The sequence below is a fragment of the Vibrio sp. 10N.247.310.23 genome (assembly GCF_041467155.1).
GTDB classification, from domain to species: domain Bacteria; phylum Pseudomonadota; class Gammaproteobacteria; order Enterobacterales; family Vibrionaceae; genus Vibrio; species Vibrio crassostreae_C.
In genome coordinates this window covers 165,881-188,094 of the sequence record NZ_JBFSTZ010000002.1, presented here as the reverse complement: position 1 = coordinate 188,094, position 22,214 = coordinate 165,881, and the positions used below count along the sequence as shown (strand labels likewise).

18 protein-coding genes are annotated in these 22,214 nt (G+C 42.2%); 2 read left to right on the top strand and 16 right to left on the bottom strand.

Annotation, left to right across the window (positions count from 1 at the left end):
* Positions 1 to 175: 175 nt before the first annotated feature.
* From AB6D93_RS02190 to AB6D93_RS02180, 3 genes are all read right to left on the bottom strand, one after another.
* Complete coding sequence (locus AB6D93_RS02190; protein ID WP_102333219.1) at positions 176 to 544, bottom strand: hypothetical protein; 369 nt, start codon at positions 542 to 544, stop codon at positions 176 to 178.
* Positions 545 to 559: 15 nt separating this feature from the next.
* On the bottom strand, positions 560 to 1,432 hold the full coding sequence (locus AB6D93_RS02185; protein ID WP_017070388.1) for a patatin-like phospholipase family protein: 873 nt from the start codon (positions 1,430 to 1,432) through the stop codon (positions 560 to 562).
* 83 nt (positions 1,433 to 1,515) lie between these two features.
* Entirely contained in the window at positions 1,516 to 1,854 is a 339-nt protein-coding gene (locus AB6D93_RS02180) for a hypothetical protein (protein ID WP_017059071.1), read from the bottom strand.
* 317 nt (positions 1,855 to 2,171) lie between these two features.
* Here AB6D93_RS02180 and AB6D93_RS02175 point away from each other — a divergent pair, with 317 nt between their 5' ends.
* On the top strand, positions 2,172 to 3,680 hold the full coding sequence (locus AB6D93_RS02175) for a DUF3360 domain-containing protein (RefSeq protein ID WP_017059070.1): 1,509 nt from the start codon (positions 2,172 to 2,174) through the stop codon (positions 3,678 to 3,680).
* Between the two features lie 97 nt (positions 3,681 to 3,777).
* Here the strand turns inward: AB6D93_RS02175 and AB6D93_RS02170 are convergent, their stop codons facing one another.
* From AB6D93_RS02170 to AB6D93_RS02160, 3 genes are all read right to left on the bottom strand, one after another.
* The gene (locus AB6D93_RS02170) at positions 3,778 to 4,920 is read right to left on the bottom strand and encodes an MFS transporter (RefSeq protein ID WP_065583540.1); all 1,143 of its coding nucleotides are present in this window, start codon (positions 4,918 to 4,920) and stop codon (positions 3,778 to 3,780) included.
* 45 nt (positions 4,921 to 4,965) lie between these two features.
* The gene (locus AB6D93_RS02165; RefSeq protein WP_065583531.1) at positions 4,966 to 5,697 is read right to left on the bottom strand and encodes a GTPase; all 732 of its coding nucleotides are present in this window, start codon (positions 5,695 to 5,697) and stop codon (positions 4,966 to 4,968) included.
* Between the two features lie 75 nt (positions 5,698 to 5,772).
* Positions 5,773 to 5,916 (bottom strand): hypothetical protein, encoded by a 144-nt coding sequence (locus AB6D93_RS02160; protein ID WP_157938615.1) that lies wholly within the window; start codon positions 5,914 to 5,916, stop codon positions 5,773 to 5,775.
* Positions 5,917 to 6,522: 606 nt separating this feature from the next.
* Here AB6D93_RS02160 and AB6D93_RS02155 point away from each other — a divergent pair.
* Positions 6,523 to 6,903, top strand: coding sequence for a hypothetical protein (locus tag AB6D93_RS02155; RefSeq protein WP_065583532.1), 381 nt, complete (start codon positions 6,523 to 6,525; stop codon positions 6,901 to 6,903).
* 122 nt (positions 6,904 to 7,025) lie between these two features.
* Here AB6D93_RS02155 and AB6D93_RS02150 read toward each other — a convergent pair whose 3' ends face one another.
* From AB6D93_RS02150 to AB6D93_RS02105, 10 genes are all read right to left on the bottom strand, one after another.
* Positions 7,026 to 7,952: a hypothetical protein gene (locus AB6D93_RS02150; RefSeq protein WP_102333218.1), complete on the bottom strand. Its 927-nt coding sequence runs from the start codon at positions 7,950 to 7,952 to the stop codon at positions 7,026 to 7,028.
* A gap of 494 nt (positions 7,953 to 8,446) precedes the next feature.
* Positions 8,447 to 9,490: a hypothetical protein gene (locus AB6D93_RS02145; protein ID WP_102333217.1), complete on the bottom strand. Its 1,044-nt coding sequence runs from the start codon at positions 9,488 to 9,490 to the stop codon at positions 8,447 to 8,449.
* Between the two features lie 45 nt (positions 9,491 to 9,535).
* A complete protein-coding gene (locus AB6D93_RS02140) occupies positions 9,536 to 10,339 on the bottom strand; it encodes a hypothetical protein (RefSeq protein WP_017091243.1) in 804 nt (267 codons plus the stop codon).
* Between the two features lie 128 nt (positions 10,340 to 10,467).
* Entirely contained in the window at positions 10,468 to 11,361 is an 894-nt protein-coding gene (locus AB6D93_RS02135) for an alpha/beta fold hydrolase (RefSeq protein WP_102333216.1), read from the bottom strand.
* Positions 11,362 to 11,599: 238 nt separating this feature from the next.
* Positions 11,600 to 14,869: a hypothetical protein gene (locus AB6D93_RS02130; protein WP_102333215.1), complete on the bottom strand. Its 3,270-nt coding sequence runs from the start codon at positions 14,867 to 14,869 to the stop codon at positions 11,600 to 11,602.
* 288 nt (positions 14,870 to 15,157) lie between these two features.
* Positions 15,158 to 17,545 (bottom strand): phenylalanine--tRNA ligase subunit beta, encoded by a 2,388-nt coding sequence (pheT, locus tag AB6D93_RS02125; RefSeq protein ID WP_102333214.1) that lies wholly within the window; start codon positions 17,543 to 17,545, stop codon positions 15,158 to 15,160.
* Positions 17,546 to 17,563: 18 nt separating this feature from the next.
* Positions 17,564 to 18,547 (bottom strand): phenylalanine--tRNA ligase subunit alpha, encoded by a 984-nt coding sequence (gene pheS / locus AB6D93_RS02120; protein WP_004734764.1) that lies wholly within the window; start codon positions 18,545 to 18,547, stop codon positions 17,564 to 17,566.
* Positions 18,548 to 18,765: 218 nt separating this feature from the next.
* Positions 18,766 to 19,917, bottom strand: coding sequence for a GGDEF domain-containing protein (locus tag AB6D93_RS02115; RefSeq protein ID WP_372049989.1), 1,152 nt, complete (start codon positions 19,915 to 19,917; stop codon positions 18,766 to 18,768).
* A 247-nt stretch (positions 19,918 to 20,164) separates the two neighbouring features.
* Positions 20,165 to 21,373 (bottom strand): hypothetical protein, encoded by a 1,209-nt coding sequence (locus AB6D93_RS02110; RefSeq protein ID WP_102333213.1) that lies wholly within the window; start codon positions 21,371 to 21,373, stop codon positions 20,165 to 20,167.
* 9 nt (positions 21,374 to 21,382) lie between these two features.
* Positions 21,383 to 22,189: an outer membrane lipoprotein-sorting protein gene (locus tag AB6D93_RS02105; RefSeq protein ID WP_102333212.1), complete on the bottom strand. Its 807-nt coding sequence runs from the start codon at positions 22,187 to 22,189 to the stop codon at positions 21,383 to 21,385.
* Between the last annotated feature and the right edge of the window lie 25 nt (positions 22,190 to 22,214).

The window sequence follows — 22,214 nt, the reverse complement described above, 5'->3', positions numbered from 1 at the left end:
AGACTTTTCTACTCCTGATTCGATACAACCACCCTGTAGTGGTCAACAAATTCCGGACACTGACTTAACCGCTTTGATCAACCTTGTGTTGAACTGCTCTGGTTATAGAGACGCTGTCGGTTACCTAAAAACTGCAGTTACCTAGCAACAAATATAAGCTAGCAACAAATATAAGCTAGAAACTACTGTAAGATTGAGGAACGCGTTTTTCTTCATCCCAGCCTAATAGCTCAATATTGATCAATGACTTGCGCTTCTCATTACACAGTGAAGCGATATTGATGATAGGCAGTTGGCTACGAAACTGCGCTGTAAGGATGACCTTTTTACTTTCGTTAAGGCTGCTTCTGCATTGCCGCAAAATCGCTTCAGTATCTAGTTGGTGTGCGTTCTCGATAATTTGGATATCAGCATTCTCTTGATAGCAATCTATCAACCAAGATACAGCAGGCTCTTCTATGCTGGTGAGCACGATGACATCTTTTGTTGTGACCAATTCTTTGAGTTCAGATAGTTTGAGTTCAGTTTCCATAGTTACCCTCATTCAGCAGCAAATACATTAAAGTCGATTGCCCAGTTTAGCCTGTGCTAAGTGGTAGCCTCTGTCGATCATCTCTTGTGAGCGATCAAACTCTAGGGTGCCACAAGCATTGCGTGGGATCTCAAGCGTGATATCGGCGGGGTAAGCGGCCAACTTTTGGCGAGCAATGGTCGATTGCATCGCATCAAATGCTTGGTTGGCAATATCGTAAAAAGCAAAGTTGAAGCTCATTTTGCTTTTTACACTGCTACCGAGGTTATCGATAAAATGCACAACCTTCTCATGCAGGTTGCTCTCTTTTGTTGGCAGGGAAACCGGTATCACTTCCTGTTTAACCATTTCAGGTTCACCACCTAAATTCACAGCCAGTGTAAAGTCTGTATTATCACCAAAGGTAGGCGCAATCGGTACGGGATTAAGAACGCCGCCATCAATCAGCACTTCTCCATTGATAACGTGAGGGGTCAAGAACAGTGGCAAAGAGATAGAGGCGCGAATGGCATCAAACAGAGAACCTGATTGCAGCCAAACCTCTTTTTCATCGGCGACGTTAGCGGCAACTGCGGTATAAGGGATGGGCAGATCTTCAATTGAAATCTCGCCGATCAGTCCACGCAGAGTGTCGATGATCTTGTCCCCTTTGAACATACCACTCGACTGCCATGAAAAGTCCAACAACATCGCCATATCACCTTGATCGATACTGGTGACCCACTCTTCAAATTCATCCAACTTGCCCGCAGCGTAGACACCACCGATAAGTGCGCCAATTGAACAGCCAGAAATGGATTTTATCTGATAGCCATGCTCAATTAACCAGCGGATGACTCCAACGTGAACCAAGCCTCTTGCGCCACCACTGCCAAGTACCAATGAGATCGTTTTTGCCATCATATTAATCCTTTAGTTTTAAATTCTAGGTGGGCTAACTCGCCGATTTACCAATTCGCCGATCTCAACTCACTGAATCACTCTCAGTCCATACGGGTAATGAAGGTTTGCTCGTCATCGACAAAAGCCACGTAGTCGCCGTGATAGATAAAAACCCGACCACGCCCTTCAACGATACACGCAAGCTGTGGGTTCAAATCTTCTTCAATATCTCTACTTTGAAAAGTGCCGGTATCGGTGATCACACCGCGGAGTTTAGGCAAAAATCCATAACTGCGTTTGGCTTGGTCAATCAGGCTCAACTCGCTGGCGGTAGAAAAGCAAGCTGGGATTGGGCCTGCATCTTCGATAAACATAGTTTTCAGTTCTTCAAAGGCTGTAATTACCAGCCAGTCGATGCCATTTACGTGATGGATAAACATTGTTTATAAATACCTAGTTTCTCGATAACTCTAATGCGGAGATTCTATCACTATCAAGTGCAGAACGTGGGAGAAATTAAGGGACTACAAATAACCAGACACATACTATCTACAGGGTCTAATATTAGTCGTCCGACTCTACGACTAATGTCTAACCGACTGAGTCTATTTGTTTTTTTTGGTTTGGTATAAGGTACTAACAACTAAATATTAATGAATTTTTAATTATAAGTTGACGCATTGTTTACACTTCATGCCGTGAGTCAACAACGTTTGTTGGAATAACACACCTCAGAGTGTGAACGAAAGGAATCAAAATGAGCACTACTTTAGAGTCCGCACATATACAAACAGAGAAGCCTCAAGCCAATGAGGATGAACTCACCTATGAACAACAACATAAACCAAGCTCAGAGTTTGAATCCCGAGAACAGTATCTAGAACACGAATTGCAAATCATGTCGCCTAAGCGCTGGCGTCCAAATTTGCCGTTTAAAGATTATCGATTTGAGATAGAAGACACCATCCCAGCGATGGCGGCGACCATTGGTAAAGTGGTTATGGTGGGCGCGATTGCAGCCACCTTTGCTGGGGCTCTCGGATTAAATGAAGACTTCATTCTAGAAAACGTTCGTTATGAACTGCTCATCGCCTCTGTTTTCATTATTATTTTCTCTGGCTTTTTATTGCCGACTGCAAACCTCGCAGGGACCCACGGCCCACTTATCCCTTTGATTCCGATTGTGGTTGCAGCAGGTGGACACCCGATGGCGTTTGGCCTGTTGATTGGCGCTTTTGGCCTCATCTTAGCCATCAGTAAAGGTGGCAGCATGTTGGCCAACCTCACCAGTAAAGGTGTGTGTGGCGGCTTGTTGCTCTACCTCGGCTTTGTTGGAACCGCTTCTCAAGTGAAAAAGCTGTTCGCTTGGGCTGAGGGAATTGGCATGAGCCACATTGCTTTTGTGGTGATCTTTTGCACCATTATTTTGTACGCGCTATTGGAACACTTCCGCAAACGTTGGTTAGCAGTACCTCTTAGCTGCTTGTTGGGTGGTACGATCGCATTTGCCATGGGCGCCCCATTTGCTTTCCACACTGAGCCAGGCTTGCCCAACATGAACCCTATGTATTGGTGGGGAGAAGATACAGGTTGGATGCTAGGCCTACCGACGATTGAACACTTCATGGTGGTATTGCCGTTTGCGATTCTAGCCGTAGCGATGTGGTCACCGGATTTCTTAGGGCATCAAGTATTCCAAAAGATCAGCTACCCAGAGCGTACCGAAAAAGTACACATGAACATCGACGACACCATGACCACGGCTTCAATTCGTCAAACGTTCGGTTCTCTACTTGGCGGTACTAACTTTACGTCCTCATGGGGTACTTACATCGTACCGGCGGCGATTGCTAAACGCCCTATTCCTGCGGGCGCTTTGCTCACAGCTCTGTTCTGTATCATCGCCGCAGTTTGGGGTTACCCGATGGATTTAGCTATCTGGCAACCTGTACTGTGTGTGGCGCTGATTGTTGGGGTATTTGTTCCATTGCTAGAAGCTGGCATGGAAATGACGCGTGAAGGGAAAACCACCCAATCGGCCGCGATTGTTGTGTTCTCTTCAGCGCTCGTTAACCCTGCATTTGGTTGGGCTCTCACCATGCTGTTGGATAACTTAGGCTTAGTCGGTTGTAAAGAACGTAGTAGTGAACTGAGTAAAATGAGCCGCTGGGTGTTGCCTGGCACTATGTTTATTGTGCTAAGTGGCGTAATGGCGTTGGTTGGCCTTCTACCGGGGATTCCAGCGATTATCCCGAGCTTTCGCTAGGCTCGATTAATATTTAGTTTTAGCTGGAACACAAAAAGGCCTCGCAATCGCGGGGCCTTAGTTTTATCTATCAAACCAGTAAGATAAATGATTGTCACTATTGTTTCTGTAGCTTATCGAATCCATTAATTCGCTGATGAAGCTGCGTACCCATAGTCAACGAAACCAACAGACTAATCAAAGCAATCACTGCTCCAGAAACAAACACCCATTGATAACCAGACATCCAGATGATTCCCAACAGAAATGGTAGGAACACCGCTGCAATATGGTTGATGGTGAATGACAAACTCGCCGTTGAAGCCACTTCATCTTCCCGAATTGTCTTTTTAAAGTAGGTGTTCAAAGCGATCGCAAAACTAAAAATGATACTGTCGACAACATACAACCCCGCTGCAGCATAATGATCATCCACAAATGCGTAAGATAGGAACACCAACACTAACGCGGCATACTCAATGATCAAAGCTAGCCTCTCTCCGACTCGGTCGATAAATCTCCCAACATAAGGTAGAGCAAGAGTTGCTGCTAAGCTGGATACCATAAATAAAGCGGCCATCATCGCAATCGTATAGTGGAACTTGGTCACCATCAGTAAGCCAGCAAATGCCACAAAGATCTGTCTTCTTGCTCCACTCAAAAAGGTAAGAATGTAATAGGTCGTGTATTCACGTCGGACAATGAGTTTAGTGTGTTGTTTAACCTCTGTATGAGTATTTTTAAACGTGACCAAGTACACCGCTAGCCAGAAACATATTGCTCCACAAGTAAAGAAAATAGCCTTATCTGAAACGTCAAAAAGATAGCTCGCGACCATAATGCATAGAAAAGTCACCATCGAGAAGAAAGAGGCAGCAGATCGAATTTTCCCCATTGATTCACTGAAGTTCTTAGTCGCTAACAACTGTGTTGAGAGTGATTTGTTCACCGCTTCTAAATAATGGAAACCAATAGACATGATCGTCGTGCTGAAATAGAAGCCATAAATCGAAGGCAAATACCCCGTCACGGCAACGCCTAGCCCTAATATTGCAACCGACAGTACAGCGACTCTTTGTTCTGAAGCGATGAACAACAGAAACAAAACGGTAAATGAGAGCAAGCCTGGGATTTCCCTGACACTCTGCAATACACCCACATCAGCCCCGGTCATACCAACAGTGTCGACAGCGAAGTTATTCATCACGACTCGCCATCCAGTATTCGCTATCACTGACGCGATAGCGATGATAACCAACATCGCGAATGAGCTCCGCGATGTTAAAAGCCTAAGCCAGAGAGTCATTTAAACCGCCGATTCTAAAAGAAAATCATGAATATGATCGCGCATGAATAAAGCCATCGAAGAGAGGTCTTCCCATGTTTCTTTATTCGTGTGGGTAATGCACTCAACAAAAACTTTGCTTAAGTGTGGCTCAGCATGTAACCAACGACTGACATATTTCCCGGTGTAACACACATGCTGCATTTCATCTTCTAAGATTTTTTGAATCGTTGGACGCATTTGTTTCATGTAATCATCGTCAGACTCATCGATGATCGCCAAATGCAGTAACAGTAAACGCCATGAACGTATTTCAATAGAGTGAACCCTAAACAGGAATGTCTTAAGCTCATCGTCAAAGTTCATGACTTTATCTAACTCATATTGAACTTCATGTTCATGCGTTTCTGTCTCGTACCCAGTAAAAGGGATAAGGCTGGCAAACAACGTAGAATGATTCATCTCATCGTTATAATGACGCAACATAAGCGGCCTTAATTCATCATCTGCATACCGCTCTGCGATCATTCGTAACCTTGCCGCACCTTTAGCCTCATCGATTGCATTGTGTAAAAGGTAGTAAGCCATCATCTTTTTATTTTGAAAAATAGTTCGAGCCAAACCATTCATCATCTCAGAAGTGAAAGACAAATCAGATACTAAATATTTCTCAATGCAATCCTTGTATTCTTTTGAAAGACTCACACCTTGGGTGTCAAATAAACTATAGAGACTGTTTTGTATATTATTCATAAACCATTCCTTTCCTCAGCACACATCTTCAATAAGACACTCTCTCGAGTGCCTTATTAAGAGGGAGCAAGCTAATTAGCGAGACTCTTTTTTGTGGTGTTCTGACGGGGCTGGATTCGGTTCAAAAGCAGCATTTGAGCGTACCAGTCTTGGAGGTTGGCTAGAGATATCTTGCTTCTTAAGTTTTAACGATAAAGCCGCTATTAGTTTTCCGTTCATATTCAGATCCTCAAAAATAATGGTATGTTCTGAGCTTGGTAACGATATGCAACTAAGACAAAGAACACAGAGACAATACAACTCGTTAACAAATTGTTACACGATCATTTTTAGAATGTTATTTTTTGGGATTGATAAGTATTCAGGGAGCTTTTACTTCTTTGATAAATTCATTGGAGATTATTATTTGTCGCTGACGATGATGTACAAATCAGGTCTGTGCCAGTTGGATTGAATAATAAGTAAAACAAAGTCACAGACTTGTCGCAGTTAATGAAATTCCGTGGAACGGTTCAATTAAACCCAAACCTCCCCCCTCTAGCTCCCCCTCAAATGGAGTTCACCGATCTCATTAGATATACGTCCGAGGGGGAGAACATTCTTTGGCGCTGCACATGTAGCGATCTGTATTCAGTTCCTCCCCTTTCCCGCTACCAACAAGAAATTGGAGATGTAAACCAAGGGGAGGTTAGGAGGGATTATAGGTCAAGTCTCATATGCATCTGATTCACAAGCAATAACGCAACTTGTTACAATACCCATAATTAAAAGATGGTCTTATTTCGCTATACTCCGCGCCTAATTCCAGAAACAGACCTAATACCAATGAATATCTTTAAAGCCTTAGCTCTTTCTATAACGCTATTTTTAGTTGGCTGTGCATCTGGTTCAGCAATATTAGTCGGTGAAGCCAGAGACCCAATTACACCTCAAGAGGTTACGCTATATCTTGAAGCGCCTGAGAGCTATGAAAAAATAGCTTTAGTTGACGCATCTAGTGATGCAGGGATGACGAAACAAGGCTCCATCGACTATGCAATCGAAGAGTTAAAAAATCAGGCGGCCAAACTAGGAGCTAATGGGGTCTTACTTCAAGCGACAGGAAGCAACAGCTCTGTAGTATTGGGAGGCGTCGGCACAGACTACCAGTACTTAATCCCTGTTTCAGAACAGACGGTTAATGGAATAGCTATCTACACAGAGTAGTTAATATTGTCCAAGTCAGTTGCCTCGTCAGCACAAACAAAAAGGCCTCGCGCACGCGAGGCTTTGTTTTATCTAAGTTTCAACGAACGATCACCGAAGTAATTGGCGATAGTAAAACCACATCAACTAGAGAGCCATTCATCCAATACTTTGATGAATTTAGGATTAATTAGATAACCGATGGAAGCATGCGGATTGCTTTTTCCGTTTCGAATATTAAGGTTATAGACTGGGTTGATATCTTTCATTCCGCCGGGTATCAGACCAAGTTTGAGCATATCTTTAAAGTCATTTCTAATTTTGCTGTCATGAGAGATAAAATCATCTTCTGCCGATATGTTTATCCATTGCTGAATGTTTAAAGGGTACTTCTTCTCATCTTTCAAGCGGCTCCCTTTTAGCCTATCTTTTACGTTTTCATCGCCTAACGGGGACCCGAGCGTCAGCAATAAGTTGACCTTCTTATCCGCACCATAGTCGTGTCTATACTCTCCGTAATGAGACAACTTCCACAGCACGTCATAACTGATCATCGACCCGAGACTGTGCGATACAATCATCACGTCATCCTGATTATCAAGCGCTTCCTTCAGCTCAACCATTAGCCTATGCCTGACATCGCTGCCAAAATAGGTATCTTCATACCAATAATGCGCCATGTCCGGCGCGACCTTCATTATGAGTGTCTCAGCCACACCCAGTTTTCCAAATAGCGATGAAAAAGTATCTGCTAACGCCTCTTTTAGAAAACCAATTTTAGATACCTTATTATACGTTGTTTTATTGAACTGGCTTGTCTTGTACTTTTTGAGTTCAGACAACGCTTGCTGCCGACTTGCAGGGTCTTCCGTTAGTTTCTCTAACAATGTGTTTGATAGTTCACCGTAATAAACAAACCGTTTATCGACATCTTTAAAAGCTTGTAATGAACTTGAGTCTCCACAATCTCGCTGCAAGCCATGCTCTATAGCTTCGTACCAGAGTGCTTGAAGGGGAGCTTTATCGGGCTTTTGAGCGCGACCATGAATGAATATTATTTTCTTAGCCATAGCAGGACGTCCTAAACACATAGTTAAAGTGATTATCACTAGAAAGTACCTCCTAAATTCGGTCAGCCCTTACTAATAACAGGGGTGATAATTACGTATCTAGGGGTGGGTGATAGGTCATTTATATAACTATGAGGCCATCGTTTAAGGACCATAAACGAATGAACGATGCGATCATCACTCGCAAATTGAAATGAATGTAGCGAGCAAAAGCTCCAACTCACAAAAAGGCCTCGCACACGCGAGGCCTCAGTTATACTAGCGGGAAATACAGCTCCAACATGTCAACAAACTAGCTAGTTTCGCCTAACCGACCAGTTAATTAAATTGGAAATAAAGAACTAATAAAACAAAAAGATTAAGGGAATTAAGTCATTCTGAACTAGGTTTGGGCAGTGCCGGAGCGAACCTTAATTCGAGTCCAGTAATTTACTTTTCCCAATACCTAGAACTAGATATAAATAGCCCAACTTACTGACCTAATACATCGTCTACTATTCTTCTTTTTTATACCCATCAAGTAGCAACTTCATAATAGGTTCACTGTAGACATAGGCTAGGTGGGCGTTTTTATAGTTTACAATTGAAAACTTTTTAAAGAATGGAACGTAATATGTTTTATCAGCCGAAGGAGCAATAACATTTACATAGTCACCTTTTAGGTTACCCATTCTTTCGCTGTCTAATGGGTATGAAAGAAGGTCATTTGGGTCAGAGAATGCCACGAATCGTACTTTATCATTGCTCTTATCTATTGAATTACGCAGGTAAGGCGAAATCGTTTCATAAGTTTGCGGGATTGCTTCAGGTTTATTTGTCACGTCAGATGTCGCAAGATCGATAAGAGGGACTTGGTTTGCCATCATGTAAACCATTTGAATTTTACCTTTTAAAAGGTCTTGTTCGCCACTTTGATTTAGACGTTCTAGTGAATCAATAAAAATGGAAGACCCTAAACTAAAAGTTACAATGATTACCTTATCTGCAGGGTTTGTTTCTTGGATCCGTTTATACTGATCAATAATCCTCTTCAACACTGAGTCTTTGTAGCTTCCAGTGTAAATAAGTGCGTCCGCAAACCCATCATTAACTAATCCATATTTCGCTTGCTTGGTAATATCGAGCCTTTTCTCGTCGAAACTGCTCTGCTGGTCGATAGCATTCAACTGTAATTTTTGAAAGCTCGTTACGTCACTCCAATGCATTGACATTAAGTGAACCGTTTTATCATCGACATTGAAAGTATCAGAACAATGTAGATCAGGGTATTGGAAATCACCCGCTGACAAACCAAACTTTGCTCTTACGCTATTAATGACAGTGCATGGATCAATTGGTTTTTCATCATCAAGCTTCGCGTATCCACTCATACCATGGATAAAGAGTACATTGGTGTTCCCCTCTTTATTAATGATATCAACGATTCCATCAAAACTTCTGTCGTTACCACTTTGGTCTTCAATCACTGTATATGTGTTCTTACTACTGCAGGCACTAATAATAAGAACGAAAACAAGCATGACTAATTTAGTTTTCATATATCCTCCAAATGAACTTTAGTAATATTTACCACAGAGCAAATATCAATCGTCATCCAAGCTTTCTATGTAAGCTTTATTAATCTCGTCTACCATTGCCCCTTTTTGTTTTTTCAATGACTTAGCAAGTTGCCCAAGCAGTTTTGAGTTCGTCGATTCCACCATGGTAAATGTGTAGGTCAAAACATGTACACTCGGAGCATCAGTTGGAGCGCTCGGTGCTTGAAGCATGATTGGTTTAGATTGCTCAATAAATGTTAAAGGTTTGCCGTCGTCTTTTGACTTAAACTCCGCGACTACAATTGGGGTAGTCTGAGAAGTTTTTACTATTCCACCTTTGGAATAAATCGTTTTCCACTTTAGGCTTAAAGAAGCTGTAGCTTTTTTCCAACCTTTTGGTAGTGGTATTGTGTCACCATCACTTGATGTTGCTTGAATTCTTATTAGTGGAAGAGAGTTAGCATTATTGAATACAAGCTGGACTCCATGGGAAGTAGTACCATTATGAGTGACTGTTACTTTTTGTTCGCAATTGACATCTGCTAAACCACTGTTACTGACTCCTATAAAGGTACTATTTTTAAACATAACCTGTTGTTTTGCTGCATTTTCGAGTCTAGTTTGAATTTCATCGATCAGTAGTGTGGCTGCTGCATCAACAACGAAAGCAGTCAATGCGCCTGTTAATTTCTCACCATCCCCAGTGGCAAGTGGCACTATTACACACTCATTATTAAGAATTTCATTAGACAGAGAGAGTTCTTTATCTTTACTCTCAGAAAGAATTGTTGGCGAAGTACAGCCCGTCATTACAACGAGTACGGTAGCGCAAGCTATAATCTTTAACATATAGAACCCCCTCTTGCATATCAACTGTACGAATAATAGTCAAGGACAGTAATTCTTCCTCGAAGTAATAATAAAATGAGATATTAGTTCCAATAAAAAGACCTCACAATACGAAAGGCCTTAGTTTTTCAATCAGCAACTACAGCGCCCAACTTCACTAACTTAACCGCTTTCATCAAGGTTACGTTGAACTGCTCAGGTTGCTCTAGCATTGGGAAGTGGCCTGAGTCTTCAATGTAGTAAATGCTGTAGTCCTTGATGTGCTTCTTGTTCGCTTCTGAATCCGTTGGCCATAGACGAGCGTTCACCAAGATTACTGGCACATTCACGTTCTCGTACACGCGGTGTGCTTCACCTGTTACGTATTGGCCTAGATAATGGCGGAACTGGTTTATCGCGATAGCTGGCGGTGCTGATGCCATGTCTTGCGTTACCCAGTAAAGTAAATCCGCGTCGACGTCTTTTGGTTGCGAGTCTTTCACGAACGTAGTGATACCCGCTTGGAAGTCTGCTTCAAATGGTTTGGTCATTGCATCTAGGTCGCTTTGTGAAACCGCTAGTGCGACGTTTTGCGATGTATCAACACCAATAATGCCCTTAACTCTTTTCGGCATCAGTTTAGCGGCTTCTGCAATAACACCACCCGCCATCGAATGGCCGACTAAGATAACGGATTCGAGTTGTTCTTTCTCGATGACGGCTTTGATGTCTTCGGCGAACGCCACCATGGTGTACTCTTGGCGGTTGAACGATGAGTTACCGTGCCCTGCTAAGTCCATAGTGATCACTTGGTACTTCTTTGAAAACTCACTCACTTGGTTTTGCCAAAGCTTACTGTCTAGGCTCCAACCGTGAATGAAGATCAGCGCTGTTTCCCCACTCCCGCTTTTGCCATACGCAATTTTCTCATCATCGTAAGATATCGCAATACCGTACTTAACCGTCGAATCATGAGCCATGGCATTAAAACTACCAAGCGCCATGAAAACCAAGAGTGTGATGTTTAGAATTAAACGTTTCATAGTGTCTCTCTACTTACTTTAGAGGGAACACAGAAAGCGCCCCTCTCAATCAATATAGCCACTATAAAGTGTGAAGTTGTAGACGGGTCAATAGCAATTTAGATAAAAACCTCTCACGTTTTCAAGACTTAACCAAATCATGTCTGACGCGAGATGAGTAAAGATAACAGAGCCGATTAAGAAAAAGCCTTGTTTAATTAATGCTACTCGACTTCTTATGACTACACTTCTCAAAACTTTATTCGTATTCTTCTTCGCTCTTCACTGAGGCTTTAAAGTATGGCTGCTCTAACGCTAGCGAAACTTCTATTCTGTATTCCATACTTAGCTCTCCTAAAGCAGATTTTTCATCATCACTTTTATACGAAACTTCTACAAATCGATTATCTTCAATTTTATAAAAGTTAATATTTTCAAATAAATTCTTAGATGTTAGCAAAACAAACTTAGTATCAGAAAACCTCAATTTATAAGTCTCTATGCCATCTAAATGACAAATGTAATCAGGGCCATACCCATCAAAATATTCAACGTTAAAATCAGAACTTGCATCAGGGTTATATCGTGATTTTCTAATCTCAACATTCAGCTGATGATCACCAATAAATAAAATCGGTTTACTTATTTCCTTAGAATAGTTGATAAGTGCTTTTATAATTTTATTATTGGTATCAAACTCAATAGGTTTAACATCTTGATAATTAACTAAATACCTCATTATTCTTATATTCAGATCATTATCTATGGCATCTCTCAGCCATTCATTTTCGTTAATTGCTCGGTTTGTCTCTAAACCTAGCGCTACTCTTTCTTTAGGGTATTGAGTAACATTGGCAGAATAAAGTTCGCCCTCATTTTGTTTAAGAGACGAACTAATACTATTGAACAACTTTACTGGGTAGCTAGGAGATACTTGCAAAGTATTAATTGATTCTGAACATGAAAAGCCAAACTGTTTTAATAACTCTTCATCTAACGGAGCATCAATAATAGCCTGAGATTGACGATTATCAAGTTGTTTAATCACCTCATCAATCGACTCATTAAAATAAGTTCTTTTATCTTCAAAATCACTATCAGAAATAAGTATTGAACCATCAATCTCACTCGCTACTTTAAGCCACTCATTAAGGTCGCTTTTAATCGCATCTCTATCCAAATGTCTAAATACATCAGAAAAAATGACCTCTATCCATCGGCTATTTAGTTGCCATTTACTTACCGACAGTGAAATTGCAATTTCAACAAATGCTTTATTGATACTTCTAGGATCATTTGCTCCCCAACCAGAATAGATTCTGCCAGAAACTTTTTTGCTCTCATTTACTCGCCCAAAAGAGTCAAGAATTTTAGTTAACCAAGCTCCGTAACCTCTTTCTTCATAATGCCCGTGATTTCTTTGTCTGATATACGCACCTAATATATCACTAGGTGAGTTACATGTTTTCATAGCGTTATCTATTCCGCCAGTAGGATGAATAGGTGATCCATTTAATAAAGCAAAAACATATTCTTTTATTTTTTCATCATCTACTGAATTCGGCTTTAACAGCATATAGCAAGCGGCTAAAATTCTAATATCAAATGCGGTATTGGCTACAGCAAGCTCAAAAGCAACATCAGCCTTATAACCTTCATTATTAGTAATCGCAGTCCAAAGTTCATTATCTGGCTCAACATTTAAAGTTACATGTGTAATTATTTGCGAATGCCAGCTGTATTCTTCATGTCTATATCGATCAAAAGAAAACTTTCTAAACCAATTATTAAGCATATCAACACCCCAGCCAGCTGCTTCAATATTTCCATACCTTAAAGCGGTAATAGGCATATGAGCAGTATATTCAAGGTGAGATAGAAAATAAGGCAAGTTTTCGATTGAATCTACTGAACGCTTTGAGCGTAACTCAATATAATCAAGCCAACCTTCCCATGAGCCAACAAAGTCATATAAGACATCTTCATATTTATTTGAAATTCTAAGCTCTGATGAGTGTGAAGAATATGATCGCCACTCCATCAACAATGACCACATAAAGTAGCTACCTTGAATTAATGAAACACCTTCCTTGACTATCTTTTGATCTCGTTGACTAAAAATTCGCTTGTGCAAATATATAGCTTGAACATAAAACTCACTATTCTCAGGAATTAGTTCTGTTGCAGCTTTTGAGAGTAAATAATACTCAGTTAATAGCTCATCTAAGTAGCTTCTACTGAACCAACCTGAGTTTGGTAGTAATAACCAGTTATCTTCTTCTTTACTATCATTAATAAAACCAATGGCTGAAGCTATTTCACAATGCCAATGTGAAATATCGTTCATAGCAATTTTAAATGCAGAAATGTCCTTATCTCTTATAGCATCTTGAGCTTCACCAATAATACCTTGAACAATAAAAACAAGACTTTCAGAATCTAATTCATTATCTTTTGAAATAGTTTTAAAACACTTTCTGACAAACCAACATGTCAACTTACTTAAGTTAATGTTGTTATATTTAATAAGATTCAGCTTTTTAGAATTTGATTGCCAGTAAGGGTTAATAACAATGACTGGCTTTGATTTTTCTACCTTAATAAATAAAGTCAAACCTTTGCTAGCAAGCCACTTACTAACAGTTAAGTCTAAAAACCAATGAGCCAATTTTAGCTTTAATATCTGAATACCTATAATGATATTTAAAAATCGAAAGTTAACATTGTGAACTAAATGAGGAGAATTATATTGAATATCAACATGGTGCATCTCATCATCTGAAATGTGATAGGTTTTGACCGACAACACACTTGTTTCAGTGTTCGTCAGTAGCTTATTGTTTATACAATTCTCTAATAACAAACCTCTTAATCGGTTACGAATATCGTGCTCACACCATTCATGAATGGTGTAACGCATCATTAATTTTTTAGCTGACTTTTCATCTAGCAATTTAAAAGTACTAACGAAAAACCATATGGTTAACGACACATTAAACATCATCCAAATAACTGATGTCAGGCATAATGCAAGATATGAAGAATCAGATAAACTGGCACTTAACAAAAAACTAATAAGGATAAACATGGCGAGAAAAAAGCCACTAAGCCCAGCAAACATAACGCCTGAGTATTTCTTATAAACAGGAATTAACGTTTTCTTAGATGACTTGTTCTGAAAAAGTAAACTCACTAAACCTATTGCTAGCGGATAAATGACAGCAGCTATGGTAAGTTGTGCCGTAAACAAAATATCTTGCCACTCGATTAGCTTTTTCCAATAAGGAAAATATTTAATTGTGGATTTTGCGAGGTCAACCTTCCAAAGTAGCAAGCATGACGTAATCAAAAAAGCCAATACAAAGAGTAAACACGCATAGATAATATAACGTTTTGACCATGTTAAAATGTTACGTTCAACTAAGGTCCATCGACTATCTAAAAACGATTTGTTTTCATAAAGCGACTCTTTAATGTTTTTATCTACGTTATATTGGAGCGTATTAAATATTTTTTCAAACCAACTCAAACCAATAGTCCTTTTTATTGATTACTGCTTATACTTATTCTTCGAGATAAGTTTTGATTATAATGCATATGTAATGTTATAAAATCAGATATATACTGTAATAAATTAGATAAATTTGCCACTATATTAGATGTTTACCATGCCTAGCGTAACACTTTCATGGTTAATTTAGGAGTTCCCATAACTCATTTCTATCTAATAACGAATTAACGCCCTACTCTCTATTCGACCTACAACAAAAAAGGCCTCGCAATGCGAGGCCTTTGGTTTTCTATCTATCAGAAGAGATTAGTCGCGAAGTGCTGCGCCGAATTTCTCTGAGATTGAAGCTACGATAGCATCTACTGAACCAGCGATGTCTGCATCTTCAAGTGTGCGCTCTACAGACTGTAGGCTAAGTGCGATAGCTAGGCTCTTCTTACCTTCTTCAACGCCTTGACCAACGTATACGTCGAACAGTTTAGCGCCTGTTAGGAATTCGCCACCAGCAGCGATACACGCTTCAACGATGTCGCCAGAAGCGACTGCTTCGTCAACAACAACCGCGATATCACGACGGTTTGCAGGGAACTTAGATACCGCTACTGCTTCTGGAAGCACGCGAGTATTGATCGCTGCCCATTCGATTTCGAATACGATAGTACGGCCGTTAAGACCAAACTTGCGCTCTAGCTCTGGGTGAACAGTACCAATGATACCCACTTCTTTGCCGTCTACTACGATAGCCGCAGTTTGACCTGGGTGAAGTGCTGGGTGCTTAGCTGCTTTGAAGCTGTATGCGATTTCGTTTGCAGAAAGCTCAAGAACGGCTTCTAGGTCACCTTTAAGATCGAAGAAATCTACAGTGTTAGTTGCAATGTCCCAGTGCTCTTCGCCACGAGTACCAGAGATAACGCCCGCAAGCATCATTTCTTGGCGCATGCCGTTTTCTGCCGTTGCTTCAGGGATGAAACGTAGGCCTGATTCGAATAGACGAACGCGAGACTGTTGACGCTTCTGGTTGTGAACAACTGTGTTTAGAAGACCTTGGATTAGGCCAAGACGCATTGCTGACATGTCCGCAGAGATTGGGAATGGCAGGATTAGCGGCTCAACACCAGGTACAACAAGTTTTTGCTGCTCTGGTTCTACGAAGCTGTATGTAATTGCTTCGTGGTAGCCACGGTCTACAAGAAGGTCACGAACGCGCTTAAGCGGTTGGTTAGCTTCTTTGTGGTCATTCATTTTAAGTGCCGCTTTAGGCGCTTGGTTTGGAATGTTATCGTAACCGTAGATACGACCTACTTCTTCAATTAGGTCTTGCTCGATTGCGATATCAAAACGCCAAGATGGAGACGTTGCCGTCCAACCAGCATCAGTGCTTTCAACTTCACAACCTAGGCGAGTAAGAATTTCCACTACGTCTGTCGATGGGATTTCGTGACCTAGTAGGCTGTCTAGCTTAGCGCGACGTAGAGCAACTACGTTTGCTTTAGGAAGATCAGCTTCAGATTCGCTGCCGTTTACTGGCGCAACTTCACCACCACAGATATCAACTAGAAGCTGTGTTGCACGCTCCATTGCTGCTGCTTGAAGTGTTGAATCAACACCACGTTCGAAACGTAGAGAAGAATCTGTGTGAAGGCCGTAAGCACGTGCGCGACCACGGATGTGATCCGGTGCGAAGAACGCAGCTTCAAGAAGTACGTCTGTAGTTTCAGTAGTCACACCTGAATCTTGACCGCCAAAGATACCTGCGATTGCTAGTGCTTTGTTGTGGTCAGCGATAACAAGCGTATTGCTGTTTAGTTCAGCTTCGTTGCCATCTAGAAGTGTTAGCTTTTCGCCCTGCTCTGCTAGACGAACCACGATGCCGCCTTCGATCTTAGCTAGATCAAATGCGTGCATTGGTTGGCCTTGCTCTAGCATCACGTAGTTTGTGATGTCTACAACTGGGTCGATTGAACGGATACCACAACGACGCAGTTTTTCTTGCATCCAGATTGGTGTTTCCGCTTTCACGTTTACGTTCTTAACCACACGGCCAAGGTAACGTGGACAAGCATCAGTTGCTTTGATTTCAACAGATACTGTGTCTTCAATGCTTGTTGCAACAGCGTCAACTGTTGGCTCTGTAACGTCTGCGCGGTTTAGTACGCCAACTTCACGAGCAAGGCCACGGATGCTGAAGCAGTCTGCGCGGTTTGCTGTTAGGTCTACGTCGATAGTTACGTCGTTAAGCTCAAGAAGCTCACGTACGTCCATGCCTAGCGTTGTGCCTTCTGGTAGCTCAAGGATGCCGTCAGACTCTACGTCGATACCTAGCTCAGAGAAAGAACAAAGCATGCCGTGCGATGGAACGCCACGTAGTTTTGCTTTCTTGATTTTGAAGTTACCAGGCAGTACTGCGCCAACTGTTGCTACTGCTACAGTTAGGCCAAGACGACAGTTAGATGCACCACATACGATGTCTAACAGCTCTTCTTCGCCGATATCAATTTTAGTTACTTGTAGTTTGTCTGCGTCTGGGTGCTGACCGCACTCAACCACTTTACCTACTTTAACGCCGGTGAATTCACCAGCAACAGGTTCTACATCGTCAACTTCCAAACCAGCCATAGTGATTTGGTGAGCTAGCTCTTCGCTGTTAATTGCAGGTTTAACCCACTCGCGTAGCCAAGATTCACTGAATTTCATAGTTTCGACTGCCCCGGATTACTTGAATTGTTTAAGGAAACGAAGATCGTTCTCGAAGAACGCACGAAGGTCATTTACGCCGTAACGAAGCATCGTTAGACGCTCTACACCCATACCGAATGCAAAACCAGAGTATTTCTCAGGGTCGATGCCAACAGAGCGAAGTACGTTAGGGTGAACCATGCCACAGCCTAGAACTTCTAGCCATTTGCCATCTTTACGTTTCACGTCAACTTCAGCTGAAGGCTCTGTGAACGGGAAGAATGAAGGACGGAAACGCACTTCAACTTCTTCTTCAAAGAAGTTACAAAGGAAATCGTTAAGAATGCCTTTAAGTTGTGCGAAGTTTACGTTCTCATCAACTAACATACCTTCCACTTGGTGGAACATTGGCGTGTGAGTTTGATCGTAGTCGTTACGGTAAACACGACCCGGAGCAATGAAGCGGAATGGCGGTTTGCCGTTTTCCATCGTACGGATTTGAACACCAGAAGTGTGCGTACGTAGCATTAGATCAGGGTTGAAGAAGAAAGTATCGTGATCAGTACGAGCTGGGTGATCGTCTGCGATGTTTAGTGCATCAAAGTTGTGGAATGCATCTTCGATCTCAGGGCCAGACTCAGTGCTAAAGCCAAGCTCACCAAAGAACTGTTCGATACGCTCAACAGTGCGAGTCACTGGGTGAAGACCACCGTTCTCAATGCGACGACCTGGTAGGCTCACATCGATAGTTTCTTCAGCTAGTTTCGCTTCAAGCTCTGCACGTTGTAGTGCGTCTTTGCGAGCTGCGATCGCTTGTTGAACAGCACCTTTCGCTTTGTTGATCTCTTGACCAGCAGTGCGACGCTCTTCAGGTGGAAGTTTACCTAGGCTTTGTAGTTGAAGAGTTAGTTCACCCTTCTTACCTAAATACTGAACTCGCACTTCATCAAGTGCGACTAACGAATCTGCTGTATCAATAGCAGTCGTTGCATTAGCAATGATCTCTTCTAGATGTTGCATCATTTCCTCATCTACCAGTTGGTAGTGTCCGTATCGGATGATTAGTTTTTTTAGATAGCTACACATAGTAATCAAACACGCAACCAATGCCAAATTGAATCGCTAAAAGAACAAGTTATTGCCTAAAAACACGGCAAATTTAACAGGATATTAATGAGGAGTAGGAAGAAGTGGAACAATTACAGGTTCCACTTCTTAATTTGGAAATGACCTGAAGGCTAGATCTGAATAGAACAAACGCTGTTCTTCCCTGCGTTTTTTGCCAAATAGACGGACTCATCCGCCGCTTTAATCAATTCGTTCATGGTTTCGAATTCTTGGGTCATTTCAGCGACACCGACACTAATACTGCCAATCCAAACTTGATGACTGGTTTCAACCTCTAATTCAGACACTTTCTGTCGAGCGGTTTCCGCGATGTACATCCCACCTTTAAGGTCGGTGTTTGGGCAAATAACCAAGAACTCATCGCCACCTAACCGGCAAACAATATCATCATTACGGAACGTGTTTTTCAGTTCACGCGAGAGGGTTTGTAGCACCAAGTCGCCTGCATCATGGCCGCTGGTGTCATTAATGCGCTTGAAGTGGTCGGCATCAATCATAATACACACTAAAGGCATGCCCAGTTCTTTGGAGTCTTGCCAATGCAGCGCTAACTGTTTAAAAGCACTACGACGGTTATGCAAATTAGTAAGAGAGTCGGTTAATGACAGTTCTTCAAGTCTCTTATTCGCTCGTTTTAATTCTGCCGTACGTTCCTCAACTTTATCTTCGAGTAACTGGTTGAAGCGTAACAACTGTTTGTTTCGTTCAGAGACTTGTTCAAACAGGCCGTTAAGCGCAGCCAACAGCGGGACAGTCGCAGAATCTTGCTGCTTTTCTTCCGCTTCAAAGGCTTGCAGAGGTGTCGCGCCCTCTTCTATCGCGGTCATTTGTCGCGCCATGTTTTGGTCGATGCCGAGGATGTGGTAAGCAAGCCAATGGATGAGGAAGTCCAATAACTGCCGTGCTGACACCTGATCTTCTTCTAAGATGAAAGCTTGCATACCGTAGATATCTTGCTTAAATACACGATGCACTTTGATGTGTTCTTCAATGTGTAACTCATGTACACCGCAATCTCTCATCAAAGATTCTTCTTCTTTAAAGTGAAATTCTGCATAGCGCGCGAGTTCGAGTAAAGCGATGTTAATGTCGTCTATAGAGATAGTATTCTCTGACAACAGATTTCCGTAGTGGTTGATAATACCAACAAGATATTGATGCTGTTCATCTACAACACCAATGCCTGTTTCAAAGTTTTTATCCCAATTAAATAAATTCATAAATCCCTTAGGGCCGATACCACCAGCACGATTTACATGCATATTCGGAGGTTATAGATACTCGAAAAATACAACCATTTTACCTTTGGGACTATTCGATTATTTGCTCTATTTTATAAAAAGATGACATTAAACATTCTAAATATTGCGCTTCTTAAATCTGAGACGCCCCCTTTAGCAAGAGCGCCCCACGAAACCAATGCTAACTTTTCGGGAAATGCTAACTTGTTGGAAATGCCAATTTTTTTGGAAATGCTAAATGGTTGGAAATACTAACTTTTTGTAAAGACTAAAAATAGTATTCCAACGCCAGTTCAACAAAATCATCCTTACGAGCGAAGAACAACAAGTCTTCTGGGGTTTCGTTCTCAAACAACCAAGCGTTCAATCGCCACTTGAGGTTGTTATTGATGCGGCTTGAAGCTTCGAGCTTCGCGCTGTAGACATCGCTGTTATCTAAGTCTTGAGTAATGCCTGTAAGCACTTCGGTGCCGTCTTCATCATTCAAGGCGAAACGAGCACCTAGAAACACATCGTTTTGGCCGATGGTTTGGGCATTGTTACCTCTGCTGTCATACAAGTATTCCGCAATGAAGCCGATGTCCCAGTACGATTCAAGCGCCCCTACCCAAGTGTATTCAAAGCCTGTCGCCACGCCGGTATGGTTGTCGTAGCTGTCGCGATAAATGCTTTCCAGCTTCCATAACCAGTCACCGATAATGCCTTGAACATCGAGTCCGAAGTGCTGCATTTGCGCGTAATACGGCTTGAGTTGATTGCCTTCCACACGGTAATAAGGGTCACGGTTCGTACCACCTAAATAACTTAAACCGACATCCCAATCGCCGTACATTTGGCTATAACGCAATGCCACATCGACGTGCTTTTCTTCTCGCGAAGATTCGTAAAGCGCATCGTCCGAAACAGGTACCGTTGGTCTTAATCGACCGTCTTCGCCTGCGAATGTACGCTCACGAAAATACGGCAGTAACATGGCGTCTATGGTGCCCCACTCTTTTATCGAGGTGAAGTGCACCATAGGCTGACCTAACTTGGATTCGCCATCGACCGATTCAATGGCATCGGTCTGGTTTACCACATCCACTAAATGCGCCGATTCGGTTACGCCCCAAAATACCTTTCCAACACCCGCTCGCAGTTCGTAATCATCCCAATAGGTTAAATACAAGGCTTCGCGAATATCACCATGAGTTCGTTCATCGTCTTCACTGTCTAGGCGATAAAACGGGGTGAAGGTAATGCTGCCGTTGCCCTCTTGTTGCTCCCAGTAAAACTCTGGCTGCAACACCAGTGAGCTTTGTCCTTTGTCTTGCCCTTGTAAGCCGTCGCTAAAGAACTGCCTATGTTCAAGGTTAACCTGCCCTGCGATATCAGGACTAAAGCCTGCCGCCACACAAGGCAACGACACCTGCATAAGCCCGACGGTCGCCGCCAAGGTTAAGGATAATTGGGTTCCTGTTGCCACAATCCTTTTCATATTCCTGCCTTATTTCGCACGTTTTAGTGTGTTCTTTTGGAAATCCTTGTCTTTAAGACCGGTCTGGAACACTAAATCTGTCGTGGTTAATACGGTGCTTTTGCCTGTTTGATGGTTTTGCATCGCCATGGTGTGTGCGCGCCAGTATTGGTTTAGGTACTGTTTGTAATCTTGGAACGATAGAGTTTTAAGCAGTGCGCCTTTGCGGTCGTAAAACTCGACTTTCATTGGGCGGTAGTGCTGTTGGTCTAGCCATACCTTTTGCATGGTGTAGCCTGAGTTTTTATCGGTCGGTACTTGCTCTAAAACAAAGGTGTCTACGCCTTCCAGTTTCGCGTCTTCAATGTAGTTGAAGGTGTACTTTTCAAGTTCAAACGAGCTTAAGTCCTCATACGCAAATTCACTGCCCATAAACGGGCCAGATTTGTTGCGTGAAGAGATGCGTTTTACACGCTTGAGTGCAGGAAGATACAACCACTGGTCATCGGATTTGGTGATGTGCGAATGGTTTAGGAAAGCCGTGCCTTTTACGTCGCGTGGTTCATCAAAAATGGTTAAGCCTTTGTCGCCATCGTTATCGACTTCTAATGATTTCAATCGCATCAGACGTGTACTGCTTTCGCCCTGTTTGTTGCGAAGTAGCATCTCCATGGTCGCGACAGAATCGCCCCACCCCATATCGACGGCTTTGCGTTGTTCGGCAATTTCTAAGCCTTTCGCTGGGTCTGCTAATGCTGGGAAAGCGGCGAATGTGCTCAGTGCCAACGAGCTAACAGTAAGTAATGTAGTAGCGAATGTTTGTTTAACGCTTTTCATAAATATCTCCTTGAGTCAGCCCACC

What these genes read in the sequence shown, in the direction of transcription:
- AB6D93_RS02160 (WP_157938615.1), bottom strand. Translation starts at nt 5,916, where the DNA reads ATGAACGGAAAACTAATAGCGGCTTTATCGTTAAAACTTAAGAAGCAA.
- AB6D93_RS02155 (WP_065583532.1), top strand. Translation starts at nt 6,523, where the DNA reads ATGAATATCTTTAAAGCCTTAGCTCTTTCTATAACGCTATTTTTAGTT.
- pheT (WP_102333214.1), bottom strand. Translation starts at nt 17,545, where the DNA reads ATGAAATTCAGTGAATCTTGGCTACGCGAGTGGGTTAAACCTGCAATT.
- AB6D93_RS02140 (WP_017091243.1), bottom strand. Translation starts at nt 10,339, where the DNA reads ATGTTAAAGATTATAGCTTGCGCTACCGTACTCGTTGTAATGACGGGC.
- AB6D93_RS02190 (WP_102333219.1), bottom strand. Translation starts at nt 544, where the DNA reads ATGAGGGTAACTATGGAAACTGAACTCAAACTATCTGAACTCAAAGAA.
- AB6D93_RS02165 (WP_065583531.1), bottom strand. Translation starts at nt 5,697, where the DNA reads ATGAATAATATACAAAACAGTCTCTATAGTTTATTTGACACCCAAGGT.
- AB6D93_RS02105 (WP_102333212.1), bottom strand. Translation starts at nt 22,189, where the DNA reads ATGAAAAGCGTTAAACAAACATTCGCTACTACATTACTTACTGTTAGC.
- AB6D93_RS02175 (WP_017059070.1), top strand. Translation starts at nt 2,172, where the DNA reads ATGAGCACTACTTTAGAGTCCGCACATATACAAACAGAGAAGCCTCAA.
- AB6D93_RS02145 (WP_102333217.1), bottom strand. Translation starts at nt 9,490, where the DNA reads ATGAAAACTAAATTAGTCATGCTTGTTTTCGTTCTTATTATTAGTGCC.
- AB6D93_RS02115 (WP_372049989.1), bottom strand. Translation starts at nt 19,917, where the DNA reads ATGCATGTAAATCGTGCTGGTGGTATCGGCCCTAAGGGATTTATGAAT.
- AB6D93_RS02135 (WP_102333216.1), bottom strand. Translation starts at nt 11,361, where the DNA reads ATGAAACGTTTAATTCTAAACATCACACTCTTGGTTTTCATGGCGCTT.
- AB6D93_RS02110 (WP_102333213.1), bottom strand. Translation starts at nt 21,373, where the DNA reads ATGAAAAGGATTGTGGCAACAGGAACCCAATTATCCTTAACCTTGGCG.
- AB6D93_RS02150 (WP_102333218.1), bottom strand. Translation starts at nt 7,952, where the DNA reads ATGGCTAAGAAAATAATATTCATTCATGGTCGCGCTCAAAAGCCCGAT.
- AB6D93_RS02185 (WP_017070388.1), bottom strand. Translation starts at nt 1,432, where the DNA reads ATGGCAAAAACGATCTCATTGGTACTTGGCAGTGGTGGCGCAAGAGGC.
- AB6D93_RS02170 (WP_065583540.1), bottom strand. Translation starts at nt 4,920, where the DNA reads ATGTTGGTTATCATCGCTATCGCGTCAGTGATAGCGAATACTGGATGG.
- AB6D93_RS02180 (WP_017059071.1), bottom strand. Translation starts at nt 1,854, where the DNA reads ATGTTTATCCATCACGTAAATGGCATCGACTGGCTGGTAATTACAGCC.
- pheS (WP_004734764.1), bottom strand. Translation starts at nt 18,547, where the DNA reads ATGCAACATCTAGAAGAGATCATTGCTAATGCAACGACTGCTATTGAT.